The following is a 24,899-nucleotide window of genomic DNA, read 5'->3' on the forward strand; positions in this document are numbered from 1 at the left end:
CCTTTACTCAACCGTCACCGACTTCGCCAAATTCCGCGGCTTATCCACATCCGTCCCCCGCGCTAGCGCCGTGTGATACGCCAACAACTGCAACGCCGCCACGTGCAAAATCGGCGACAGCAGACCGTAGTGCTCCGGCAAACGAATCACATGCAATCCCTCACCCGACGTGATATGCGTGTCGACGTCGGCAAAGACGTACAGCTGACCACCGCGCGCGCGCACTTCCTGCATGTTCGACTTCAGCTTTTCCAGCAGCGCGTCGTTCGGGGCGATCGTTACCACCGGCATCTCTTCCGTCACGAGCGCCAGCGGGCCGTGCTTCAGCTCGCCTGCCGGGTAGGCTTCGGCGTGGATGTACGAGATTTCCTTCAGCTTCAGCGCGCCTTCCAGGGCGATCGGGTAGTGGATGCCGCGGCCCAGGAACAGGGCATTTTCCTTGCGTGCGAATTCTTCCGCCCATGCGATCACCTGCGGCTCCAGCGCCAACACGGACGACAGCGCGACCGGCAGGTGACGCATCTGCTTCAGGTAGTGCGCTTCCTGCTCGTCGGTCAGGCGGCCGTTGACTTGCGCCAGGGTCAGGGTCAGCAGGAACAATGCGGCCAGCTGCGTGGTGAATGCCTTCGTCGAGGCGACGCCCACTTCGACGCCGGCGCGAGTGATGTAGGCCAGCTTGCACTCGCGCACCATCGCGCTCGTGGAGACGTTGCAGATCGTCAGCGTGTTCGTCATGCCCAGACTGCGCGCGTGCTTCAGCGCGGCCAGCGTGTCGGCCGTCTCGCCCGATTGCGAGATCGTCACGACGAGCGTGCTCGGGTGCGGGACGCTGTCGCGGTAGCGGTATTCGCTGGCGATCTCGACGTTCACCGGCAGCTTCGCAACGGACTCGATCCAGTACTTGGCCGTCAGGCCCGCGTAATAGCTGGTGCCGCAGGCCAGGATCAGCACGCGGTCGATTTCCTTGAACACGCGGAACGCCTGGTCGCCGAACAGTTCCGGCATGATGCCCGTCACGCCTTCCAGCGTGTCGCCGACGACGCGCGGCTGTTCGAAGATTTCTTTCTGCATGTAGTGGCGGTACGGGCCAAGCTCGGCCGCGCCCGTGTGCGCGTGCACCGTCTTGACTTCGCGCTCGGCCGGACGGCCTTCCACGTCGACGATCCAGTAGCGCGCCAGTTGCAGGTCGACGACGTCGCCTTCTTCCAGGTAGATGATCTGGTCGGTGGTGCCGGCCAGCGCCATCGCGTCGGACGCGACGAAGTTTTCGCCTTTGCCCAGGCCGACGATCAGCGGCGAGCCCTGGCGCGCGGCCACGACGCGGTGCGGTTCTTCGCGGCAGAAGACGGCGATTGCGTACGCGCCGTGCAGGCGTTTCACGGCCTGTTGCACGGTGTCGAACAGGTCGCCGGTGTACATGTGGTCGATCAGGTGCGCGATGACCTCGGTGTCGGTCTGGCTCTGGAACACATAGCCCAGGCCCGTCAGCTCGGCGCGCAGCTCGTCGTGGTTTTCGATGATGCCGTTGTGGACGAGGGCGATGCGCGCATCCTCGCTGCTCGGCGAGAAGTGCGGGTGGGCATTCTTCGTGGCCGGGGCGCCGTGCGTCGCCCAGCGAGTGTGGGCGATACCAGTGAAACCTTGCAGGCCAGTTTCCTGGATCTGCGTTTCCAGGTCGGCCACGCGCGACGTGCTGCGCGAGCGCGCCAGGTGGCCATCCACGTGCAGCGCCACGCCACAGGAGTCGTAGCCACGATACTCAAGGCGCTTCAGGCCTTCGATCAGGACAGGGGTGATATTGCGCTGAGCGACTGCGCCGACGATGCCACACATGGAAAACCTCCAGTATTGATTTGATGCATGCACTCTAGAGCAGTGTCAACGAAATATGCTTTCTAAGTGCGGCATATTTTGGTAGATTATTTCACGCACCATTTTTCACGAAATATTATTTCATAGTTACGGCATAAATTTTCCAAGATGTCGATAGAAGACCCGATACTCGACGATGTGGATCGTCGCATCCTGAACATCCTGCAGGTTGACGCATCGCAGACCAATGCCGAATTGGCAGAATTGGTACACGTCTCGCCGCCCACTTGCCTACGCCGCGTCAAACAGCTCAGGGAAAACGGTGTTATCGAGCGGCAAGTTGCGATCGTCGCCCCGGACAAGGTCGGGTCGCGCCTATCCGCCATCGTCGAGATCACGCTGGACGTGCAAGCCGCCGACCGCATGGAGGAATTCGAGCGCGTGGTCGCGGACGAGGCTGCCGTGCTGCAGTGCTACCGCGTGTCGCCCGGTCCGGATTTCGTGCTCGTCGTGCAGGTCGCCGACATGCCCGCCTACCACGCGCTGGCCCACCGCCTGTTCACCACGCACAGCAATGTGCGTAACGTGAAAGCGTATTTCTCGACGTTCCGCAGCAAGTTCGAAACGCGTATCGCGGTGTAATAGCCTGTGGATAACTCTGTGCAGATATGTCCGGTGCATCGGATTGAACGCCCCGCCATCTCCTGCGACCCACGCATTTCAGCGGCTTTCTGAAACGAACAGGCCCGCCGGGAACACACAGCGGACCTGTGGATGACTCTGTGGAAGACGTTGTGCACAGTGGGTGGAACACCCTGTGCACAGGCAGTGGATCAGGCTGTGATTACCCTGTGATCAGCCTGTGGCTTACCTGTGTGTACCTGGCGGACAGATCTTATTTTTTGACTTTTACCGGGCGCTTCCAGCCCTCGATCGTCAACTGCTTCGGACGGGAAATCGTCAGCTTGCCGGCAGGCGCATCCTTCGTCAGTGTGGTGCCGGCGCCGATCGTCGCGCCCTTGCCGACGGTGACGGGCGCCACCAGCTGGCTGTCGCTGCCGATGAACGCGTCGTCCTCGATGGTCGTGCGGAATTTATTCGCGCCGTCGTAGTTGCACGTGATCGTGCCGGCACCGATGTTCACGCGCGAGCCGACGTCGGCGTCGCCCACATAGGCCAGGTGGTTCGCCTTGCTGTGGGCGGCGACGTTGCTGTTCTTGATCTCGACGAAGTTGCCGACGTGAACGTCTTCGCCGAGCGTCGTGCCCGGGCGCAGGCGCGCGTAGGGGCCGATGATGGACTTGTCGCCGACGACGGCGCCTTCCACGTGGCAGAACGGCTTGATCTGCGTGCCCGCTCCGACGGTCGCGTCCACGAGGACGCTGTGCGCGCCGATCGTCACGCCGTCGCCGATGACGACGCGGCCTTCGAACACGCAGCCGACGTCGATGGTGACGTCGCGTCCGCAGACGAGTTCGCCGCGCACGTCGATGCGCGCCGGATCCATCAACGTCACGCCCTTCTCGAGCAGGGCGGTGGCGATGTTCAGCTGGTGACGGCGCTCGAGCTCGGCCAGCTGCACCTTGCTGTTCACGCCCGCCACTTCCCATTCGGCCGACGGCTGCGCCGACACGACGGGCACGCCGGCCGCGACGGCCTGGGCGACGATGTCGGTCAGGTAGTACTCGCCCTGTGCGTTATTGTTCTTCAGCGCGCCCAGCCAGCCCGTCAGGAAGCGGGTCGGGATGACCATGATGCCGCTGTTGATTTCGCGGATCGCGCGTTCGGCTTCGTTCGCATCTTTTTCTTCGACGATACGCACGATATGGCCATTTTCGCGTACGATGCGGCCCAGCCCGAACGGATTGGCTTGTTCGACCGTCAAGATCGCGAGCTTGTCGTTACCGGCGGCCTCGACGAGGCGACGCAGCGATGCCGCCGTCGTCAGCGGTACGTCGCCGTACAGGACGAGCGTCGACGCCTGTTCGTCGATTTGCGGCAGCGCTTGCATGACGGCGTGGCCGGTCCCCAGCTGCGGTTCTTGCAGGGCGGTATCGATCGCGACGCCACCTTCAGCCGACCAGGCTTGAACCGCACTCGGCACCGCTGCGCCGCCGTGTCCATAAATCACGCATAATTTGCTCGGGTTCAGGCCGCGCGCCGTGTCGATCACATGCTGCAACAGCGGCTTGCCGGCGAGTGGATGCAAAACTTTTGGCAGTGCGGATTGCATGCGCTTTCCCATGCCGGCGGCGAGGATGACTACGTTCATAAGCCGTTCTCAAAAATGAGTTAAAAAAGATGAAAAAGTTTAACACGCCCCCTACCGCATTCCTGCGGGTTCGTCTGTTATTCCTGGTCGCCCTCATGGCCCTGCTGAGCGCCTGCAGCGCCATCCGCTTTACGTACAACCACGGCGACACGTTGCTGTACTGGTGGTTGAACGCCTATCTCGATCTCGACAGCGATCAGTCCGACTGGGTCAAGAAAGACATCGACAGTCTGCTGCAGTGGCACCGCACGACCCAGCTGCGCGATTACGCCGGCCTGATGAGCAAGATGCAGCGCCAGCTCGGCGACGGCACCGTCACCCAGGACGAGCTGCTGTCCGACTACCGCGACATCAAGGCGCGTACGGAGCTGCTCGCGTTCAAGGCGCTGCCGCAGCTAGCCGATCTCGCGATGTCGATCAAGCCGGAACAGATCGCGCAAATGGAAAAGAAGTTCGCCAAGAACAACGACGACTTCCGCAAGAAATTCATGAGCGGCAGCGTCGAGGACCAGCAGAAGGCACGCTATAAAAAATCGATGGAGCAGTTCGACCTGTGGTTCGGCAACTTCAGCCGCGACCAGGAAGCGGCGCTGCGCAAGGCATCCGACGCGCGCCCGCTCGACAACGACGTCTGGCTGCAGGAACGCATGCTGCGCCAGAAGAAAATCGTCGCGCTGCTGCAGCACGTCCACAGAGACAAGTTGAACAAGGAACAGACGATGGCCGCGATCCACGACCTGCTGCGCGATTTCTTCGACCGCATGGACGCGCCGGACCGCAAGGCCTTCTTCGATGCGTATATCGACACCACGTCGAAATTCGTCCTGACGGTCATTCGCCTCACGACGCCGGAACAGAAAGCCCATGCGCAAAAACGCATGCAGGGGTGGATCAACGATTTCAATGCGCTCGCGGTCGGGAAATAACGGTTGATGACGCGGCGCGGCGGGCAAAAGCCTGTTGCGCCGCATGCTATAGTCCCGCCCATGCAAAAGAAGAAGTCCGCCCCCACGTACGCCCGCCGCCTCGGCCCGCCACAACAAGTCCGCATCATCGGCGGCGCCTGGAAACGCACCCCGCTGCCCGTCCTCGATGCCTTCGGCCTGCGCCCGACGCCCGACCGCGTGCGCGAAACCGTCTTCAACTGGATCAACCACCAGATGACGGGCGACTGGGACCGAGCCGACTGCCTCGACCTGTTCGCCGGCAGCGGCGCCCTCGGCTTCGAGGCGGCCAGCCGCGGCGCGCGGTCGGTCACGATGGTCGACACCGTCGGTCCCGTCGTGCGCCAGCTCGAACTGATCAAGGACAAGCTGAAAGCGGACAACGTGCGCGTGCTGCGCGCAGACGCGCTGGCCGTCGCGCGCGACCTCATCCAGCGCGGCCAACGCTTCGACGTGATCTTCCTCGATCCGCCGTACCAGCAGGATTTCCTGACCCAGTCGCTGCCGCTGTGTGCGCAACTGTTGAACGATGGCGGCCTCGTGTATGCCGAATCGGGCGAGCACCTGCCGATCGATGTGGAAGGCGACGTCCCCGAATGGCTGCAGCCGTGGCAGCTGGTGCGTGCCGACAAGGCAGGCATGGTGCATTACCACCTGTTAAAGTTGCGTTAAAACACCGCTTTTCTGGGCAAAACTGCTTAAACAATAAGCATTGGGTGCCCCACACCGGGGCGGGTGCCAAAATTTCAGGCATAATGCGCGTCTATTCAGGTGCATTCTCCAGGGAGCCGCAATGGTTGTAGCCGTTTATCCAGGAACTTTCGATCCGCTCACGCGCGGCCACGAGGATTTGGTGCGTCGTGCATCGGGTCTGTTCGACACGCTGGTGGTCGGGGTCGCCGACAGCAAGAACAAGCGGCCGTTCTTCTCGCTCGCCGAGCGCCTGGAAATCGCCAACGAAGTGCTGGGCCATTATCCGAACGTGAAGGTGGAAAGCTTCTCCGGCCTGTTGAAGGATTTCGTCCGCCAGCACGACGCACGGGTGATCGTGCGCGGCCTGCGCGCCGTGTCCGACTTCGAGTACGAGTTCCAGATGGCGGGCATGAACCGCTACCTGCTGCCCGACGTCGAAACCCTGTTCCTGACGCCGTCCGACCAGTACCAGTTCATTTCCGGCACCATCGTGCGCGAGATCGCGATGCTGGGCGGCGACGTATCGAAATTCGTGTTCCCCTCGGTCGACCGCTGGCTGCAAAAGAAAATCGCCGAGATGGCGACCGCGCCGAAAGCGTAAGATTCGCAAGGCTAAAGTCATGGCATTACTGATTACCGACGACTGCATCAATTGCGACGTGTGCGAGCCCGAGTGCCCGAACGAGGCGATCTCGATGGGCGCGGAGTTCTACCAGATCGATCCGCACAAATGCACGGAATGCGTCGGCCACTTCGATGAGCCGCAATGCCAGCAGGTGTGCCCCGTCGCGTGCATCCCGTTCAATCCGGAGTGGCGCGAAACGCGCGAAGAACTCCAGGCGAAATACGAACGCCTGACCGCGGACAAGGCCAAGGCGGCCTGAACGCACGAGCCGGCCCCGCGCCGGCTTTTCTTTTGGCGCCGTCGCACGATCATGCGTCGCGCCGGTATCGTCCGCGGCCCGTCGGACGTGCATGCTATGCTCGTTTCATGAGCGACGATCCCGACTCCCGTGCCGCCTTGCCCTCGTCGGTGAGCGACAACATCGACACGGTCGCCGAGTTCTATGCCCGGCACGAGGAGCAGGTGTCGACGACCCAGCGCGTCGTCGAAAAGGTCGCGCTATTCCTCGGCAGTCCCGGCTATGTCGCGGCGAACGCACTGTTCATCGTCGGGTGGATCGCGGCCAATCTGCTGGCGCACGACTTCGGCTGGCGCCAGGTCGACGAACCGCCGTTCTTCTGGCTGCAGGGCATCGTCGGCCTGAACGCCTTCATCATCTCGACCACCGTGCTGATCCGCCAGAACCGCATGTCCAGGCTGGCCGACCACCATGCCCACGTCGACCTGCAGGTCAATCTGCTGACCGAGGAAAAGACCAGCAAGATCATCCAGTTGCTGGAAGAGTTGCGGCGCGACATGCCGGGCGTGCGCAACAAGGACGATGACGAGACCGCTGAACTGGCCAAGCCGGCCGATCCGAAAGCCGTGTTGACGGCGATCGAACGGGCGCAGGACGAACCGTATGGCCAAGCAGGCATCCGCAAGTCACAAGGATGATGCACATAATGCATCAAAGTTGTTCCAAAACACAACACTTTGATGCCCTGCTTTGGTGCACAACAAACCCTTGTTCTCACTCGCGTACTCTCCTGTACGCGCTCCGGATTGTGCGTTCGCAGCATTGAAATAGTTTCGAGTCTCTAATTTCATCAAATTGATCGGTGCTATATTTATCTTGCCAAATTAGCACGCCCATTCTTTTTTCGGACGGGGAGACTCAAAATAATGATTAGAAACATGAGTATCGGTCAGCGCCTTGCCATCGGATTCGGGGTCGTGATTGCCCTGCTGGTGCTGTTGGCCGGATTGTCGTATGTCAGGATTGCCAGCCTGACCAAGGAGATGGATACGCTCGTCAATGTGCGCTACGCCAGCACGGTGACGGCGAACCACATCAAGGAAGACGTGAGCGAGGCGACGAGAAGCATGCTGAACGTCCTCATCATGACCGACCCGGACCAGATCAAGAAAGAACTGGCGAACACGGAAGCGCGCAGCGCCAGCGCCACCGCCGAGGTCGCGGCATTGGCGAAGAGCACGAACGATGCCGAGGCCACCGAGATCCTGAAGGCACTGGCCGCCATCCAGAACAAGTTCCTGCCGGCGCAGACGGCGTTCATCAAACTCGTCAACGAGGACAAGAAGGACGAGGCGATGATGAAATTCATGTTCTCGCTGCGTCCCCAGCAGACGCGCTACTTCGAGCAGCTGGACAAATTCGCCGCCTGGCAAAATACCGCAATGCACCAGGCCGGCGCCGACACGGCCGCCGTCACGCAGCGCACGCAGATGCTGATCCTGGCGCTGGCGACGGTCGCGGCAGGGCTGTCGCTGGGCGTCGCCTGGCTCGCGACGCGCAGCATCACGCGTCCGCTGGGCCAGGTGGTGGAGATTGCGCGCCGCGTCGCCGACGGCGATCTCACGAGCAATATCGCCGTCGACAGCCGCGACGAGGCAGGGCAGATGATGGATGCGCTGCGCCACATGAACGACAGCCTGATCCGCATCGTCGGCGAAGTGCGCACGAGTACCGAATCGATGTCCTCCGCGTCCGGGGAAATTGCCAGCGGCAACCAGGACCTGTCGACGCGCACGGAATCGCAAGCGGCCTCGCTGGCGCAGACGTCCAACTCGATGCGCGCGCTGACGGGCACCGTGCAGCAGAACGCGGACAATGCCCGGCAGGCCAACAAGCTGGCAGCCCAGGCGTCCGAGGTGGCGGCGCGCGGCGGTTCCGTCGTCGCGCACGTGATCGACACGATGGGGTCGATCACGGCGTCGTCGAAAAAGATCGTCGACATCATCGGCGTGATCGACGGCATCGCCTTCCAGACGAATATCCTCGCGCTGAACGCGGCGGTCGAGGCCGCGCGCGCGGGCGAGCAGGGCCGCGGCTTTGCCGTCGTGGCGTCCGAAGTGCGCAGCCTGGCGCAGCGCTCGGCCGCGGCGGCCAAGGAAATCAAGCTGCTGATCGGCGATTCCGTGGATAAGGTGCAAGAAGGCAGCACGCTCGTCGAGCAGGCCGGCGTGACGATGGAGGAGGTCGTCGAAAGCGTGCGCCGCGTCACCGACATCATGGGCGAAATTACGGCTGCCAGCCTCGAACAAAGCGCCGGCATCGCCCAGGTCAGCCAGACCATCGTCGAGATGGATGAAACGACGCAGCAGAACGCGGCCCTCGTCGAACAGGCTGCCGCCGCCGCCGCGTCGATGCAGGAACAGGCGCAGCGCCTGTCGCGCGCCGTCAGCGTGTTCAAGCTGCAGAATGCAGGCGCGGAGGCGCAAGCGGCGCCCCGGCCGGCACGTTCACGCCAGGCCCTGGCCGCGGCCTGAACCGCGGCCACGATTTTCACAACGATAGCCTTCCCACAAAGGAGACAGACATGACTACACGTAAATCCGCCATCAAAGCCATGCTCGCCGGCGCCATCCTCACCTTGGCCGCCAGCCTGCCCGCCGTCGCCGCCGTCGACATCAGCGGCTACAAGTTCGACGACACGACCAAGGTCGCCGGCAAGGACCTCAAACTGAACGGCGCCGGCATGCGCACGAAGTTCATCGTCAAGGTCTATGCGGCCGGCCTGTACCTGCCGGAAAAGAAGAACAACACGGCCGAGATCCTGAAGGAAGACGGCCCGCGCCGCGTGACCTTGCAGATGGCGCGCGACATCTCGTCGGAAGATTTCGGCAAGGCCTTCATGGATGGCTTGAACGAGAACATCGACAAGGCCGAGAAACAGCGCATCGTGGCCCAGATCAGCAAGATGGGTGAATTGTTCGCCTCCGTCGACGGTCTCAAGAAGGGCGACGTGCTGCACCTGGACTGGATCCCGGGCACCGGCACCCAGGCCGAACTGAACGGCCAGAAGCTGGGCGGCCCGATCCCCGACATCAATTTTTATAACGCCATCCTGCGCATCTGGCTGGGCGACAAGCCCGTCGACCGCTCGCTGAAGCCGGCACTGCTGGGTGAAGCCAAGTAAGCGCCATGTCTTCTGAAAAACGCGGCCCCGGGCAACCGGCAGCCGCGTTTTTTTTCGTCCTCGTTTTTTGACTGCGTGCGTGCCGATTTTTTGGATGGAGGCGGAGGCCAGGCGGCGTGTGAACGCCTCTGGCGGCTCATTCGTTCGATATTATCGACACTTACGATAACTCATCCGTATAGCGTAACCAAACATGAACTTCTCTCATTAGTATTTTATATTTGCACAAATCTCATCAATATTCCCTCATCCCGTCGATTTCACGCGCATATACGGCATCGCATGATGCAATCGGCGCATCATCATGAATCCGGCGATCCTTCGCTAAATTTATTTCATTTTCGCGCAACCTGACGTCAACTCATCATTTATTGAAGCATCGATTTTTTATACAAATATTCTGCATCTACTAATTGTTAAATCAAATCGGCGAAAAACCACCTGACAACCCGAGCAACCTCGAGTTACCCGCGACGGGTAAGACTGGCTTACGTTTCAGGAGAAGAGACGGGAAATCCGGACGAAAAAAAAGCGGCGCCCGGTCATCGGGACGCCGCTTTCGCGGAGAGAAGCTGTGTAAACTAACCGTAAGGATCAGTGCGTTGCCACGACGCCGGCATCGGCGGCCGCGCGCTGGCGGCGCGCCGCCAGCTCGTCCTTCGTCGGGCGGGGACGCACGACGAGCATCAACGCACGGGCGATGCCGATCAGCAGCGGACGGAAGAACATCACGACGCCGCCCAGCAAAGTCAGCTGGACCATGCAGACGAGCAGGTGGGCAAAAGGCAGCGCCATGACCGGGGTCTGGAAGAGGGTGGCGGAGAAGGACATGGCGGGAGGTGATGATCTGATCTATTCGTTCGATGTAACTATAGTGCAACGCAACATATAAATCTAATTACGCTTACTGATAGCTCTTATATTGATTGTGAATGGAAATCGGGTACACTTACCGTACCAATAACCATTTGCCAGTCCTGAACGGAGTCCCATGAGCTTCCTCACGCTTGATCTGAACCTGCTCCGCGTCTTCGATGCCGTCATGACCGAGCAAAACCTGACGCGCGCCGCCGGTCACCTCGCGATGACCCAGCCCGCCGTCTCGAACGCCATCAAACGCTTGCGCGAAAGTCTCGGCGACGAGCTGCTGATCCGCACCGCCTACGGCGTCAAGCCGACCCCGCGCGCGGAAGCGCTGTGGCCCGCCGTGCGCCAGGCGTTGGCCGCGCTGGAAGCGGCCGTGATGCCGGAAACCTTCGACGTCTCCAAGGCCCAGGCGACGTTCCGCATGGCGATGGCCGACGCCACTGCCGCCCTGTGGCTGCCCTCGCTGGTGCGGTCGATCGAAAAAGAGGCGCCTGGCGTCAATATCCGCATGGTGCCGCTGACGACGCGCGAACCACGCCCGATGCTGCTGCGCGGCGACATCGACCTGGCCGTCGGCTTCTTCCCTGGCGTCGCGGCCCAGCTGTCGTACGAGACGGGCTCGCCGATCCGCCACGAGCGCCTGTATTCGGGTGAATACGTGGTCGTGATGCGCAAGAACCACCCGCTGGCGCAAGACACGCTCGACCTCGACCAGTATTGCAAGGCCAATCACCTGCTCGTGAGCTTCTCCGGCCGCGCCCACGGCCTCGTCGACGAGGCGCTGGCACAGCTCGGCCGCGAACGCCGCATTCTGCTCACCGTGAACCAGTTCTTCACGGCCGGCCGCGTCGTGGCGAACTCCGACCTCGTGACGGTGCTGCCGAAGCACTTGATCGCGTCCACCGGTGCCGCCGAACAACTGATCTGGCGCGAACTGCCATTCCAGCTGCCGGCCGTCCACCTGGACATGCTGTGGCACGAACGCGACGGCCGCAGCCCGGCCCACCGCTGGCTGCGCAAGAACCTGGAAAGCCTGTCCGCCTCGGCACAGAAGATGCTGCCGCAGAAGTCGGAAGCGTCGGAAAAGATGGAAAAAATCGCTTGAAAACAACCGCCCCGCATGCCGGGGCGTTGTTTTATTTGATCGGAAGCTTGGTCGTGTTCTTGACCTCTTCCATCACGGCATAGGTGTGCGTCTCGCGCACGCCTTTCTGCAGGAGTGTCTTGCCGAGGAATTCGCGGTAAGCTGCCATATCCTTCACGCGCGCCTTGACGAGGTAGTCGAATCCGCCGGCCACCATATGGCATTCGAGCACTTCGGGAATCAGCTGGACGCTTTGCTTGAAAGCGTCGAAGACTTCCGGCGTCGTGCGGTCCAGCACGACTTCGATGAACACGAGCAGCGACACGTCCAGCAGCTGCGGGTTCAACTGGGCCGTGTAGCCCATGATGTAGCCGGACTCGTGCAGCTTGCGCACACGCTCGAGGCAGGCGGCGGGCGACAAGTTGACGCGTGCGGCCAGCTCGACGTTGCTGATACGCCCGTCGCTTTGTAGTTCGGCCAGGATTTTCTTGCTGATCTTGTCCAGCATATTGTTCTCTCTCCACTATAAATATTATTTGGTGAAATTCTCTCACCAAAAACTATCTATTGCTAGTCTTCTGTAAAAACAGAATTAATCCAGAAGATTTCCTTCTACAATCGAATCAATGATCCGCAGTATTCCAGCGCGCCGGCCGTGGCCACGGTACGGCGCGTTTTGCTGGCGGCGCCCTCATCCATTTTTCGCAGAACGTCCATGAACATTGCCGCCTTCCCGGCCTCCGCCTACGTCCCCTTCGACGCCTTGCAGGCCGAAACCCGCCGCGACCAGGCGCCGCTGCGCGCCGCGATCACCGCCGCCTACCGCCGTGACGAGACGGCCGCGGTCGAATGGCTGCTGGCCCAGGGCGCCAGCGCCGACGGCGACGCCTACATGCTGGCGCACCGCCTCGTGTCGGCCGTGCGCGACAAACGCACGCGTTCGTCCGGCGTCGATGCACTGATGCACGAATTCTCGTTGTCGTCCGAGGAAGGCGTCGCATTGATGTGCCTCGCGGAAGCGCTGCTGCGCATCCCCGACTCGGATACGGCCGACCGCCTGATCGCCGACAAGATCAGCAAGGGCGACTGGAAGAAGCACCTGGGCGAATCGCCGTCGCTGTTCGTGAACGCGGCCACGTGGGGCCTGCTCGTCACGGGCAAGCTCGTGTCGTCCAGCAGCGAGACGGGCCTCGGCGCCGCGCTCACGCGCCTCATCGCGAAGGGTGGCGAACCGCTGATCCGCAAGGGCGTCGACCTCGCGATGCGCATGCTGGGCAACCAGTTCGTCACCGGGCAAACCATCGCCGAGGCGCTGAAGAACAGCCGCGACAACGAAGCGCGCGGCTACCGCTATTCCTACGACATGCTGGGCGAAGCGGCGCTCACGGAATCCGACGCCGACAATTACTACGCGTCGTACGAAGCGGCCATCCACGCGATCGGCAAGGCGTCGAACGGCCGCGGCATCAAGGACGGTCCGGGCATCTCGATCAAGCTGTCCGCGCTGCATCCGCGCTACAGCCGCGCGCAATACGCCCGCGTGATGGGCGAACTGCTGCCGCGCGTGCGCAACCTCATCCTGCTCGCAAAACAGTACGACATCGGCATCAACATCGACGCCGAGGAAGCGGACCGCCTGGAAATCTCGCTGGACATGCTGGAAGCACTTGCTTTCGATCCATCTTTCGCCGGCTTCGATGGCATCGGCCTCGTCGTGCAGGCGTACCAGAAGCGCTGCCCGTTCGTGATCGACTTCGTCGTGGACCTCGCCCGCCGCAGCGGCCGCAAGTTCATGGTGCGCCTGGTAAAAGGCGCGTACTGGGACGCGGAAATCAAGCGCGCCCAGGTCGACGGCCTGCCGGGCTATCCGGTCTACACGCGCAAGGTGTACACGGACGTGTCGTACCTCACGTGCGCGCGCAAGCTGCTTGCCGCCACCGACGTCGTGTATCCGCAGTTCGCCACGCACAACGCGCACTCGCTGTCCGTGATCTACACATGGGCCAAAGCGGACGGCGTGTCGAACTACGAATTCCAATGCCTGCACGGCATGGGCGAGACCTTGTACGACCAGGTCGTCGGCAAGGAGAACCTCGACAAGCCCTGCCGCATCTACGCCCCGGTCGGCTCGCACGAGACGCTGCTGGCCTACCTCGTGCGCCGCCTGCTGGAAAACGGCGCCAACTCGTCGTTCGTGAACCAGATCGTCGACGAGACCGTCCCCATCGACACCCTCCTGACCGATCCGTTCGACGCGGCACGCGCCGCGCGCTGCCTGCCGCATCCGCGCATTCCGCTGCCACTCGCGCTGTTCCCGGACGGGCGCAAGAATGCCGCCGGGCTCGACCTGACGAACGAATACGTGCTCGCCGAACTGGCCGCCGACCTCGCGACGCCGCGCCGCTTCCTGGCCGCACCGCTCGTCGACGGTCCGGTGGAAGCGAGGGGCGCGCTGAACGTCGTGAACCCGGCCCAGTCGGCGGACATCGTCGGCCAGGTGACGGAAGCGACGACGGGCGACGTCGACACGGCGCTGCACGCGGCCGTCCACGCCGCGCCGGTGTGGGAAGGCGCCGGCAACGCGGCCCGCGCCGACATCATCGCCCGCGTCGGCGATCTGTTCGAGCAGCACCGCGGAGAATTGATGGCCCTGGCCGTGCGCGAGGCGGGCAAGTCGCTGCCGAACGCGATCGCGGAAGTGCGGGAAGCCGTCGACTTCCTGCGCTATTACGCGGCCGAGATCCGCACGGTACCGGAAGCGCGCGCGTTGGGACCGGTGACGTGCATCAGCCCGTGGAATTTCCCATTGGCCATCTTCACGGGCCAGGTCGCCGCGGCGCTGGCCGCGGGCAACGTCGTGCTGGCAAAACCGGCCGAGCAGACGCCGCTGATCGCCCACCGCGCCGTGCAGCTGTTCCACGAAGCCGGCGTGCCGGCGGGCGCGCTGCAGTTGCTGCCGGGCCGTGGCGAGACCGTCGGCGCGGCGCTGACGCGCGACGCGCGCGTAAAAGCCGTGATTTTTACGGGGTCGACGGAAGTCGCCCAGCTGATCAACCGCACGCTGGCCGCACGGGCGCGGCAAGAGGGCGCCGACATTCCGCTGATCGCCGAGACGGGCGGGCAGAACGCGCTGATCGTCGATTCGTCCGCGCTGCCGGAGCAAGTCGTGCAGGACGTGCTGACGTCCGCGTTCGACAGTGCGGGCCAGCGCTGTTCCGCGCTGCGCGTGCTGTTCCTGCAGGAAGACATCGCCGACAAGACGATCAGGATGCTCAAGGGCGCGATGCGCGAACTGCGCGTGGGCGTGCCGGACCGCCTCGCGACGGACATCGGTCCCGTCATCGACAAGGAAGCCCAGCAGAACCTGCTCGGCCACATCGAGCGCATGAAGGCGACGGCGAAGCAGCATTTCTCGCTCGCGCTGCCGGAAGCCTTGCTGGCACAGGGCACGTTCGTGCCGCCGACGGTACTCGAGATCGGTTCGCTGAGCGAGCTGAAACGCGAAGTCTTCGGCCCCGTGCTGCACGTCGTGCGCTGGCGCCGTTCCGGCCTGGCCCAGGTCGTCGACACGATCAACGCGACGGGCTACGGCCTCACCCTGGGCGTGCATTCGCGCATCGACGAGACGATCGACTTCATCACGACGCGCGCCCACGTCGGCAACATCTACGTGAACCGGAACATCGTGGGCGCCGTCGTCGGCGTGCAGCCGTTCGGCGGCGAAGGCAAGTCCGGCACCGGTCCCAAGGCCGGCGGCCCGCTGTACCTGAAGCGCCTGCAAAAAGATGCGGCACCGCTGCTCACGCACGACCGCCGCAGCAACGGCGCGCTCGACGCGCTGCTGGGCTGGGCGAGCAACAACGGCGAGTTCGCCACGCTGGCGGAACACTACATGACGACGACCCTGGACGGCGTGCACATTAACTTGCCGGGCCCGACCGGCGAACGCAACCAGCTCGATTTCGTCCCGCGCGGCACCGTCCTGTGCGCGCCGAACGGCACGGCGAGCCTGCTGAACCAATTGGCGGCCGTGCTGGCGACGGGCAACCGCGCCCTCGTGCTGATGGACGCGCCGCCGTCGCTGCCGGCGGCCGTGATGGAGCGCGTGCGGTTCATCGACGCGCGCGACCTGGACGGCAGCGACGTCGCCATCGCCCTCGTCGAGCAAGGCCTGGCTGGCGAGGTGCGGACGAAGCTGGCGGGCCGTCCCGATGCGATCGTCGGCATCGTCGATACCCGCGCGGACGCCCCGATCGCCCTGTGGCGCCTGGTGGCGGAGCGCGCGTTGTGCGTCAACACGACCGCGGCAGGAGGTAACGCAAGCCTGATGACGCTCGGTTTGTAATCCGCGTCCAGATGGCTGCACACGCCGCGGACTAGGCTGGGCCTGCCGCGGCGTTTTGTTTTGGAAGTTCTTGGAGTTCAGCTGCTCAACTTGGAGGAAGACATGTTAGTTGGCGTCCTAAAAGAAATCAAAAACAACGAATTCCGGGTGGGCCTCACGCCCCCCAGCGTGCACGAACTGGTCGCGCGCGGCCATCGTGTGATCGTGCAAACCGGCGCCGGTGCCGGTATCGGCCTGACGGACGAGCAGTACACGGCCGCCGGCGCGACGATCGTCCCGTCCGCGCAAGAGATCTTTGCGCAGGCCGAGATGGTCGTCAAAGTGAAGGAACCGCAGCCGCAGGAATGCGCGCTGCTGCGTCCTGGACAGATCCTGTACACGTATCTCCACCTCGCGCCCGATCCGGAACAGACGGCGTCCCTCGTGAAATCGGGCGCCGTCTGCATCGCGTACGAGACGATCACGGGCCCGGGCGGCGGCTTGCCGTTGCTGGCACCGATGAGCGAGGTGGCGGGGCGGATGGCCATCCAGGCCGGCGCCAGCCACCTGGAGAAATCGAAGGGCGGGGCCGGCATCCTGCTGGGCGGCGTGCCGGGCGTGGCGGCGGGTCACATCGTCGTCATCGGTGCCGGCGTCGTGGGCACGAATGCGTTGCAGATGGCCGTCGGCATCGGCGCGCGCGTCACCGTCCTCGACAAGAACGTCGACCGCCTGCGCCAGCTCGACCTGATCTACGGCAACCGGATCACCACGTTGTACTCGAACGCGCACGCGATCGAGGAAGCGGTGCTGTCGGCCGACCTCGTCATCGGCGGCGTGCTCGTGCCCGGCGCCGCGGCGCCGAAACTCGTGACGCGGGCAATGGTGTCACGGATGAAAAAGGGGGCCGTCGTTGTCGACGTGGCGATCGACCAGGGCGGCTGCTTCGAGACGTCGCATCCGACGACGCACGCGGATCCGACGTTCGTCGTCGATGGCGTCGTGCATTACTGCGTGGCAAACATGCCGGGCGCCGTGGCACGCACGTCGACGTTCGCGCTGAACAACGCGACGATCGGCCACGCGGTGGCGCTGGCGACGAAGGGCTGGCGGCAGGCGCTGCGCGACGATCCTCACCTGAAGAACGGCTTGAACGTCTGCGAAGGCAAGATCACCTATGCGGCCGTCGCGCGGGATCTCGGCTACGACTACGTGCCGGCCGATACCTTGCTGGCCTGACCCGCCTCCGGGTGCTGCCAGCCCAGGCAGAACTGCCTGACGATGTGGAACGCATACCGCGCGGCCACGGATTTCACGAAACGCATGAAATCCGTGGCCGCGTTTTCATTGGCGTTGTCGGAAATCGTCCGGATCACGCCGAACGGGATGCCCAGCTCGAAACACGCTTGTGCCACCGCGGCACCTTCCATCTCGACGGCCAGCAAACCGGGTAACGCCTCATTCAACGCGTTCAGACGGCCCTTCTCGCTCACGAACTCGTCGGCGCTGGCGATGAGGCCTCGATGCAGCCGCGGCCCGCTGAGCGCGAATACGGCCCGTTCCTGGGGATCGACGGCCGACGCGAAGTCGTCTTCGAGGAAACGACGCGCCGCATTCGCCAGCTGCAGCGCCATGTGGTGGTCGGACAGGAAGTGCGTCAACCCCGTCAACGGCACTTCATAGCGTGGGAACAAAGGGCTCGCATCCATGTCGTGCTGGACGAGCGATTCGGCCACGACGATGTCGCCGACCTTGATCGACGCATCCCCGGCACCGGCCACACCCGTGAAGAGGATGTGGGTAACACCGAACTTCTCCACAAGGGTTGCCGTCGTCAATGCCGCAGCAACCTTGCCAATACGCGATAAAACGCACACAGCGTCGATTTCCCACAGTCGTCCGACAAAGTACTCGCGCATGCCATGCATGAGCTTGTAGGGGCTCTCCATGGCCTCCACGAGCCCCAGCTGTTCTTCGTGCAACGCACTGATGATCCCTAATCGCATGTTTTGGCCTGTTTTTGAGTGGATGCGGAGCCGGCTGGACGGCTTGTGCACGGTCTTCCCGCTGTTTTTGTCTTAATAAAACAAAGATGTATATAAAAAATGGTAGTGATAGTAAACGCGTCTTCAGCTGTGGATAAGGTCGAATTTATCTACAGCGTCAACGGTTTACGTGCGTCCGGATTGGCTGGACAAGCATTGTATCGATGCTGAACCGATGTTGGACAAAAAAGACGTTCGACAAAAAATCGGCTGTTCTGCACATTTGCTGCTGTGGATATGCAGGACGTTTTCCACAGCAGATCCTGTTTCAGGGTGGTTCTGGTGTCCAGGACAGCTGACCAGGCTCATGTTTTCAATGCGTGCAGGGCACGTTCGTCGTTTCGGATGCGTCATCCACGTCTCGTCCTTCCTGTAGACCAGGCTGAAGTCGAGCAGTGCCTGCGTTTGAACTTGAACAGATGTCTGCAGTCCAGATCGACGAGCGTTGGCGTCATCGTTGCCGTCGTGCTTGCCAAAGCGGTGTGCTTCGCTTTTTTTTGTAGACCAAAGCGCGTTCGCGTCGTGTTGGCCTTGCCGCGAGCGGGCTTTGTCCACGTTTCGACACTTTTCCCTCTTTAGTTAACTTGGATAGAAAGAAAGGATAGTGATGATAGTAAACGTCGACCGAACTGTGGATAAACAGGATTTTTTCCACAAGCTCAAGGGTTTACGTGCGTTTTAAACCGTTGAACAAACCTTGTGCGGAGCCGGGACCAAAACTGGACAAAAAATCGGCCGTCGAACAATGAGGCAGTTCCGCACATTCGATCCTGTGGATATTCAGCAGCTTATCCACAAAGCGGGGCAAATATCGCGTGCTTTCGGGTCGTCAGGCCGTGTTGCTGAGGAAAAATGGCGCCCAGGTCGACGTCGCGACGATGTCCGGTCGTTGGCATCACCGGAGTCGGACGATTTTTTTGCCAGGTCGAAGCCCTGGTCACTGACATTGGCCGAAGCCGGGGTTTTTTGGCAGGCCAGCGACTTGTACGAGCATCGCCGGGTTTACAACCAAAAGCTTGTATACAGAATAATGGTAATAGTTAACGGTGGCACTCTTCTGTGGATAAGCCAGGTTTTGTCCACAACATCAAACGTTTACGATCCGCATAAGGCGGTGGGCTGGTCTTGTATGTGCCTTGTGGCAAAACTGGATAAAAAATCTCCTTGTGCGAAAAGTCGCGTTTCCCCACATTTCGTACCTGTGGATATTCATACGCTTATCCACAGTCTGGACAGGCCTGTTAACGTTGATCATCTGGTAAGCTTGCTCAACCGAATCACGAGTGAGGATCCATGGAGTCCGCCGGAGCATTCGACTACATCATCGTGGGCGCAGGCACGGCCGGCTGCGTGCTGGCCAACCGCCTGACGCGCCGGTCCGACGTGCACGTGCTGTTGATCGAAGCGGGCGGCAAGGACGATTATTTGTGGATCCACATCCCCGTCGGCTACCTGTATTGCATCGGCAATCCGCGCACGGACTGGCTGTTCAAGACGGAAGCGGACCCAGGGCTGGCCGGACGCGCGCTGATTTACCCGCGGGGGAAGGTGCTCGGCGGCAGCTCGTCGATCAACGGCATGATCTATATGCGCGGCCAGGCCGAGGATTACGATCGTTGGGCCGCCGTCACCGGCGATTCCTCGTGGCGCTGGGACAATGTGCTGCCCATTTTCAAGGCAAGCGAAGACCACCACGGCGGCGCCAATGCGAGCCACGGCAGCGGCGGCGAGTGGAGAGTCGAGCGCCAGCGGCTGTCCTGGGAAATCCTGGATGCGTTCCGGGCAGCGGCCAGCGAGATCGGCATCCCGAAGATCGACGATTTCAATGGCGGCGATAATTCCGGCTGTGCCTATTTCGAAGTCAATCAGCGCAGGGGCATCCGGCTGAACACGGCGAAAGCCTTCCTGCGGCCGGCGGCGGCGCGGCCGAACCTGACGATCATGACGGGCTGCCACGTCGAGAAGCTCGTGATCGAGCAAACCGGGCAGGGCGCCGTCTGCCGCGGCGTCCAATTCACGGGCGGCGGCCGCGCGTTCACGGCCACGGCACGGCGCGAAACCCTGCTGGCCGCCGGCGCGATCGGTTCTCCTCACATCCTGCAATTGTCCGGCGTCGGCCCGGCCGGCTTGCTGCACGCCCACGGGATCGCGCCCATCGTCGATGCGCCCGGTGTCGGGGAGAATTTGCAGGATCATTTGCAGTTGCGCATGGTGTATCGCATTACGGGTGCGCCGTCGCTCAACACGAGCGCCGCATCGTGGTACGGCAAGACGAAGATCGCGCTGCAATATGCGCTGTTCCAGAGCGGGCCGATGTCGATGGCGCCGTCGCAGCTGGGCGCGTTCGCCCGTTCCGATCCCGGCCAGGCGACGCCGAACCTGGAATACCACGTGCAGCCGCTGTCGCTGGAAAAATTCGGCGATCCGCTGCACGGTTTTCCAGCGTTCACGGCCAGCGTGTGCAATCTGCGGCCGACGGCGCGCGGCCACGTCCGGCTTGCCGCGAACGACAGCTACGCGCCTCCGAAGATCGTGCCGAACTACCTCAGCACACCGGAAGACCGCAAGGTCGCGGCCGACGCATTGACGCTGACCCGGCGCATCGTGGCCGCGCCCGCGCTGGCGAAGTACCGGCCGGAGGAATTCAAGCCGGGCCAGCACTACCGGACGGAAGACGAGCTGGCGGAAGCGGCCGGCCTCATCGGCACGACGATCTTCCATCCCGTCGGCACGTGCCGCATGGGCAAGATGGACGACCTGCTTGCCGTCGTCGACAGCGCGTTGCGCGTGAAAGGCGTGGCGGGGTTACGCGTCGTCGACGCATCGATCATGCCCACGATCACGTCGGGCAACACGAATTCGCCCACCTTGATGATTGCCGAGAAGACGGCCCAGTTGATTGCCCGCGACTGGCGCTAGCTGCGCAGATTTGCACAACGGGTTTGCGTGCCGTTATGACATAACGCAGGACGATTTACCGGTAGCGTGCTGTATCTTGACGAGTTCCAAAAGTGTGTATGATTTGTAAAGCTTGCATCACGACAGTGAGGGAGACGCAATGTCGGACGTCATTCTGGAAACACGTGAGCTGACGAAGGAATTCAAGGGCTTTACGGCGGTCAATCAGGTGAATCTGCGGGTGCAGCGCGGCCACATCCACGCGCTGATCGGACCCAATGGCGCCGGCAAGACGACGTGTTTCAACCTGCTGACGAAATTCCTCGCACCGTCCGCCGGGCGCATCCTGTTCAACGGCAAGGATATCTCGGCGCTGAAGCCGGCCCAGATCGCCCGCATGGGCATCATCCGCTCGTTCCAGATATCGGCCGTGTTTCCGCACCTGACCGTGCTGGAAAACGTGCGCATCGGCCTGCAGCGCACCCTCGGCACCAGTTTCCACTTCTGGCGCAGCGAACGCACCTTGACGCAACTCAACGACCGGGCCATGCAGCTGCTGGCCGAAGTCGACCTGGAAGGCTTTGCCGACACCGTCACGGCCGACTTGCCGTACGGCCGCAAGCGCGCGCTCGAGATTGCCACCACGTTGGCCATGGAACCGGAACTCATGCTGCTGGACGAGCCGACGCAGGGCATGGGCCACGAAGACGTGCACCGCGTGACGGCATTGATCAAGAAAGTCTCCGCCGGCCGCACGATCCTGATGGTCGAGCACAACATGAACGTCGTTGCCGGCATCTGCGACCGCATTTCCGTGCTGCAGCGGGGCGCCGTGCTGGCGGAAGGCAGTTATGCGGACGTGTCGCGCAATCCGCAGGTCGTGGAGGCGTACATGGGTAGCAGCACGGACGGCAACCTGGCGGGGGCGCACGGATGACGCCCGCACTGGAGATCGAGAACCTGCAAGCGTGGTACGGCGAATCGCACATCCTGCACGGCGTCAGCCTGGCCGTGCAGCCGGGCGAGGTCGTGACCCTGCTGGGCCGCAACGGTGCCGGCCGCACGACCACCTTGCGCGCGATCATGGGCTTGACGGGCGCACGCACGGGGTCGATCAAGGTCAAGGGCGTCGAGGCGATCCGCCTGCCCACGCACCGTATCGCCCACCTCGGCATCGGCTATTGCCCGGAAGAGCGGGGCATTTTCGCGTCGCTGTCGACGGAGGAAAACCTCATGTTGCCGCCGCGGCTGGTCGGGCGGGACGTCGGCATGTCCGTCGATGAGATCTACGAGATGTTTCCGAACCTGTACGAACGGCGCCACAGCCAGGGCACGCGCCTGTCCGGCGGCGAACAGCAGATGCTGGCCGTCGCGCGCATCCTGCGCACGGGCGCGCGCCTGTTGCTGCTGGACGAGATCTCGGAAGGCCTGGCGCCCGTCATCGTGCAGGCGCTGGCGAAGATGATCACGACCTTGCGGGCGAAGGATTACACGATCGTGATGGTGGAACAGAATTTCCGGTTCGCGGCGCCGCTGGCGGACCGGTTTTACGTCATGGAACACGGCCGTATCGTCAAGACGATCGCGGCTGCGGAACTGCAGGCCAGCATGCCGGCATTGACCGAGCTGCTGGGCGTTTGATCAACGACAACGGAGACCACATGAAACGCACGACACGCACAGCGATTGCCTTGACGGCCGCCACTTTCGCCGCCGGTTTGTCCACGTCCGCCCACGCGCAGATCTCGGGCGACACCATCAAGATCGGCTTCCTCACCGACCTGTCCGGCGTGTATTCCGACATCGACGGCAACGGCGGCGCCGAAGCGGTGCGCATGGCGATCGCGGACATGGGCGGCGCGATCAATGGCAAGAAAATCCAGTTCGTCGTCGCTGACCACCAGAACAAGCCGGACATCGCCGCCAGCAAGGCGCGCGAATGGTTCGACCGGGAAGGTGTCGACATGCTGATCGGCGGCACGAACTCCGGCGCGGCGCTGGCAATGGCCAAGGTGGCGGCGGAAAAGAAAAAAGTGTTCATCGCCATCGGTTCCGGTAGTGCGCAATTGACCAATGAACAGTGCACGCCGTACACCGTGCACTACGCCTACGACACGGTCGCGCTCGCGCGCGGGACGGGCGGCACGATGGTGAAGCAGGGCGGCAAGACGTGGTATTTCCTGACGGCCGACTACGCGTTCGGCCAGTCGCTGGAAAAGGACACGACCGACGTCATCAAGGCGAACGGCGGCAGCGTGCTGGGCAGCGTGAAGCACCCGCTGGGCGCGTCCGACTTTTCGTCGTTCCTGCTGCAGGCGCAAAGCTCGAAAGCCCAGGTGCTGGGGCTGGCGAATGCCGGCGGCGACTTCATCAACTCCGTGAAGGCCGCCAAGGAATTCGGCCTGACGAGCAAGATGAAGATAGCGGGCCTGCTCGTCTTCATCAACGATATCCACACGTTGGGCCTGCCGACGACGCAGGGTTTGTACCTGACGGATTCCTGGTACTGGGACCTGAACAACGACACGCGCGCGTGGGCCAAGAAATACTTTGCCAAGATGAAGAAGGAGCCGTCGTCGCTGCAGGCGGCCGATTATTCCGCCGCGATGACCTATTTGAACGCCGTCAAGGCGATCGGCACGGATGACGGCGACAAGGTCATGGCTCAGCTGAAAAAGACCAAGATCAACGACATGTTCACGAAGGATGGCGAGATCCGTCCGGATGGCCGCATGGTGCACGATATGTATCTGATGCAGGTCAAGACACCGGCCGAGTCGAAGGCGCCTTGGGACTACTACAAGGTCGTCGCCACGATTCCCGGCGCCCAGGCGTACACGACCAAGGCCGAGACCAAGTGCGCGGCGTGGAAGTAGGAAGTAGGGTGGGCACCCCGTGCCCACGCGTGCGTTTGCGTTCTGTCGGCGTCCGCGTGGGCTCTCATTTGAGGCCCCCGGCCTCAAATGCCCACCCTGCTGCAATCGAGCGCCGTCGTTAATCGTAGTTGCTGACTGAATCTCATGGAAATATTCGGCGTCCCCCTGCAGGCGATGATGAGCCAGTTGCTGCTGGGCCTCGTCAACGGTTCGTTCTACGCGATGCTGTCGCTTGGCCTGGCCGTGATCTTCGGCCTGCTCAACGTGATCAATTTCTCGCACGGCGCGCTGTACATGATGGGCGCGTTCGCGGCCTACATCGGCGTCACGTCGTTCGGCATGAACTACTGGACGATGCTCGTGCTGGCGCCCTTGATCGTCGGGGCGTTCGGCATCCTGATCGAAAAGACGATGTTGCGCTGGCTCTACCGGTTCGATCATTTGTACGGCCTGCTGCTGACCTTCGGCATCACCTTGCTGCTGGAAGGCGTGTTCCGCTCATTCTTCGGCGTGTCCGGCCAGACCCTGGACGTGCCGGAAGCGCTGTCCGGCGCCACCGACCTCGGTTTCATGATGCTGCCGAACTACCGGGCCTGGGTCGTGCTGGCGTCGCTCGTCGTGTGCCTGGCGACGTGGTTCACGATCGAAAAGACGCGCCTGGGCGCCTATTTGCGCGCGGGCACGGAAAACCCGAAGCTCGTCGAAGCGTTCGGCGTCAACGTGCCCCTGATGGTCACGCTGACCTATGGCTTCGGCGTCGCGCTGGCTGGTTTCGCGGGCGTGCTGGCGGCGCCCGTCATCAACGTCACGCCGCTGATGGGCTCGAACCTCATCATCGTCGTGTTCGCCGTCGTCGTCATCGGCGGCATGGGTTCCATCCTCGGCTCCATCGTCACGGGGCTGGCGCTTGGTGTGATCGAAGGCTTGACGCGGGTCTATTACCCGGAGGCGTCGGAAGTCGTCGTGTTCGTCGTGATGGTGATCGTGCTGCTGCTGCGTCCCGCCGGCCTGTTCGGCAAAGAAAAATAAGGACCCGT

The 24,899-nt window shown here is 62.5% G+C and carries 22 protein-coding genes; 16 read left to right on the top strand and 6 right to left on the bottom strand.

The window, feature by feature from the left end; all coding sequences use genetic code 11:
- Positions 1–3: 3 nt before the first annotated feature.
- Positions 4–1,833 carry a glutamine--fructose-6-phosphate transaminase (isomerizing) gene (glmS, locus tag HAV22_RS05305; RefSeq protein WP_166857315.1) on the bottom strand — a complete coding sequence of 610 codons (1,830 nt, stop codon included), beginning with the start codon at positions 1,831–1,833 and terminating at the stop codon, positions 4–6.
- Positions 1,834–1,980: 147 nt separating this feature from the next.
- Between glmS and HAV22_RS05310 the strand changes: the two genes are divergently transcribed.
- On the top strand, positions 1,981–2,454 hold the full coding sequence (locus tag HAV22_RS05310) for an Lrp/AsnC family transcriptional regulator (RefSeq protein ID WP_166857317.1): 474 nt from the start codon (positions 1,981–1,983) through the stop codon (positions 2,452–2,454).
- 253 nt (positions 2,455–2,707) lie between these two features.
- On the opposite strand, the gene glmU is transcribed toward HAV22_RS05310, so the two are convergent.
- Positions 2,708–4,084 (bottom strand): bifunctional UDP-N-acetylglucosamine diphosphorylase/glucosamine-1-phosphate N-acetyltransferase GlmU, encoded by a 1,377-nt coding sequence (glmU, locus tag HAV22_RS05315; protein ID WP_166857319.1) that lies wholly within the window; start codon positions 4,082–4,084, stop codon positions 2,708–2,710.
- Between the two features lie 95 nt (positions 4,085–4,179).
- Here glmU and HAV22_RS05320 point away from each other — a divergent pair, with 95 nt between their 5' ends.
- The 7 genes from HAV22_RS05320 to HAV22_RS05350 all read left to right on the top strand — a co-directional run bounded on the left by HAV22_RS05320 (position 4,180) and on the right by HAV22_RS05350 (position 9,768).
- Positions 4,180–5,010, top strand: a complete 831-nt coding sequence (locus HAV22_RS05320) for a DUF6279 family lipoprotein (RefSeq protein WP_229421102.1) — start codon at positions 4,180–4,182, stop codon at positions 5,008–5,010.
- Between the two features lie 60 nt (positions 5,011–5,070).
- Entirely contained in the window at positions 5,071–5,700 is a 630-nt protein-coding gene (gene rsmD, locus HAV22_RS05325) for a 16S rRNA (guanine(966)-N(2))-methyltransferase RsmD (RefSeq protein ID WP_166857322.1), read from the top strand.
- A 121-nt stretch (positions 5,701–5,821) separates the two neighbouring features.
- Positions 5,822–6,322, top strand: coding sequence for a pantetheine-phosphate adenylyltransferase (coaD, locus tag HAV22_RS05330; protein WP_166857324.1), 501 nt, complete (start codon positions 5,822–5,824; stop codon positions 6,320–6,322).
- A gap of 19 nt (positions 6,323–6,341) precedes the next feature.
- Positions 6,342–6,605 carry a YfhL family 4Fe-4S dicluster ferredoxin gene (locus HAV22_RS05335; RefSeq protein ID WP_166857327.1) on the top strand — a complete coding sequence of 88 codons (264 nt, stop codon included), beginning with the start codon at positions 6,342–6,344 and terminating at the stop codon, positions 6,603–6,605.
- Between the two features lie 107 nt (positions 6,606–6,712).
- Positions 6,713–7,282 (top strand): DUF1003 domain-containing protein, encoded by a 570-nt coding sequence (locus HAV22_RS05340; RefSeq protein ID WP_166857329.1) that lies wholly within the window; start codon positions 6,713–6,715, stop codon positions 7,280–7,282.
- Between the two features lie 240 nt (positions 7,283–7,522).
- The gene (locus HAV22_RS31630) at positions 7,523–9,118 is read left to right on the top strand and encodes a methyl-accepting chemotaxis protein (protein WP_166857331.1); all 1,596 of its coding nucleotides are present in this window, start codon (positions 7,523–7,525) and stop codon (positions 9,116–9,118) included.
- Positions 9,119–9,168: 50 nt separating this feature from the next.
- Complete coding sequence (locus HAV22_RS05350) at positions 9,169–9,768, top strand: chalcone isomerase family protein (protein ID WP_166857333.1); 600 nt, start codon at positions 9,169–9,171, stop codon at positions 9,766–9,768.
- Positions 9,769–10,362: 594 nt separating this feature from the next.
- Here the strand turns inward: HAV22_RS05350 and HAV22_RS05355 are convergent.
- Positions 10,363–10,599, bottom strand: a complete 237-nt coding sequence (locus tag HAV22_RS05355; RefSeq protein ID WP_166857335.1) for a hypothetical protein — start codon at positions 10,597–10,599, stop codon at positions 10,363–10,365.
- Positions 10,600–10,759: 160 nt separating this feature from the next.
- Between HAV22_RS05355 and HAV22_RS05360 the strand changes: the two genes are divergently transcribed.
- Positions 10,760–11,740, top strand: a complete 981-nt coding sequence (locus HAV22_RS05360) for a LysR family transcriptional regulator (RefSeq protein ID WP_166857337.1) — start codon at positions 10,760–10,762, stop codon at positions 11,738–11,740.
- A 31-nt stretch (positions 11,741–11,771) separates the two neighbouring features.
- On the opposite strand, the gene HAV22_RS05365 is transcribed toward HAV22_RS05360, so the two are convergent.
- On the bottom strand, positions 11,772–12,227 hold the full coding sequence (locus HAV22_RS05365) for an Lrp/AsnC ligand binding domain-containing protein (protein WP_036171419.1): 456 nt from the start codon (positions 12,225–12,227) through the stop codon (positions 11,772–11,774).
- 207 nt (positions 12,228–12,434) lie between these two features.
- Here HAV22_RS05365 and putA point away from each other — a divergent pair, with 207 nt between their 5' ends.
- Together putA and ald are read left to right on the top strand one after the other, a co-directional pair.
- Entirely contained in the window at positions 12,435–16,064 is a 3,630-nt protein-coding gene (putA, locus tag HAV22_RS05370) for a trifunctional transcriptional regulator/proline dehydrogenase/L-glutamate gamma-semialdehyde dehydrogenase (RefSeq protein WP_166857339.1), read from the top strand.
- A gap of 102 nt (positions 16,065–16,166) precedes the next feature.
- Positions 16,167–17,282, top strand: a complete 1,116-nt coding sequence (gene ald, locus HAV22_RS05375) for an alanine dehydrogenase (RefSeq protein WP_166857341.1) — start codon at positions 16,167–16,169, stop codon at positions 17,280–17,282.
- On the opposite strand, the gene HAV22_RS05380 is transcribed toward ald, so the two are convergent.
- Complete coding sequence (locus HAV22_RS05380) at positions 17,252–18,049, bottom strand: 5'-methylthioadenosine/adenosylhomocysteine nucleosidase (RefSeq protein ID WP_166857343.1); 798 nt, start codon at positions 18,047–18,049, stop codon at positions 17,252–17,254. The two genes, ald and HAV22_RS05380, sit on opposite strands and share 31 nt — an antisense overlap.
- A gap of 165 nt (positions 18,050–18,214) precedes the next feature.
- The gene (locus HAV22_RS05385; RefSeq protein WP_166857345.1) at positions 18,215–18,643 is read right to left on the bottom strand and encodes a hypothetical protein; all 429 of its coding nucleotides are present in this window, start codon (positions 18,641–18,643) and stop codon (positions 18,215–18,217) included.
- A gap of 738 nt (positions 18,644–19,381) precedes the next feature.
- Between HAV22_RS05385 and HAV22_RS05390 the strand changes: the two genes are divergently transcribed.
- The 5 genes from HAV22_RS05390 (at position 19,382) to HAV22_RS05410 (ending at position 24,891) form a co-directional block, all read left to right on the top strand.
- Entirely contained in the window at positions 19,382–21,007 is a 1,626-nt protein-coding gene (locus HAV22_RS05390; protein ID WP_166857347.1) for a GMC family oxidoreductase, read from the top strand.
- Positions 21,008–21,146: 139 nt separating this feature from the next.
- Entirely contained in the window at positions 21,147–21,923 is a 777-nt protein-coding gene (locus HAV22_RS05395) for an ABC transporter ATP-binding protein (protein WP_166857350.1), read from the top strand.
- Positions 21,920–22,627 carry an ABC transporter ATP-binding protein gene (locus HAV22_RS05400; protein ID WP_166857352.1) on the top strand — a complete coding sequence of 236 codons (708 nt, stop codon included), beginning with the start codon at positions 21,920–21,922 and terminating at the stop codon, positions 22,625–22,627. The genes HAV22_RS05395 and HAV22_RS05400 overlap by 4 nt, the downstream gene beginning before the upstream one ends.
- Positions 22,628–22,647: 20 nt before the next feature.
- Entirely contained in the window at positions 22,648–23,862 is a 1,215-nt protein-coding gene (locus tag HAV22_RS05405) for an ABC transporter substrate-binding protein (RefSeq protein WP_166857354.1), read from the top strand.
- Positions 23,863–24,006: 144 nt separating this feature from the next.
- Entirely contained in the window at positions 24,007–24,891 is an 885-nt protein-coding gene (locus HAV22_RS05410) for a branched-chain amino acid ABC transporter permease (RefSeq protein ID WP_166857357.1), read from the top strand.
- The last annotated feature ends 8 nt before the right edge of the window (positions 24,892–24,899 follow it).

The sequence above is a fragment of the Telluria antibiotica genome, assembly GCF_011682055.1.
In the GTDB taxonomy this organism is placed as follows: Bacteria; Pseudomonadota; Gammaproteobacteria; order Burkholderiales; family Burkholderiaceae_D; genus Telluria; species Telluria antibiotica.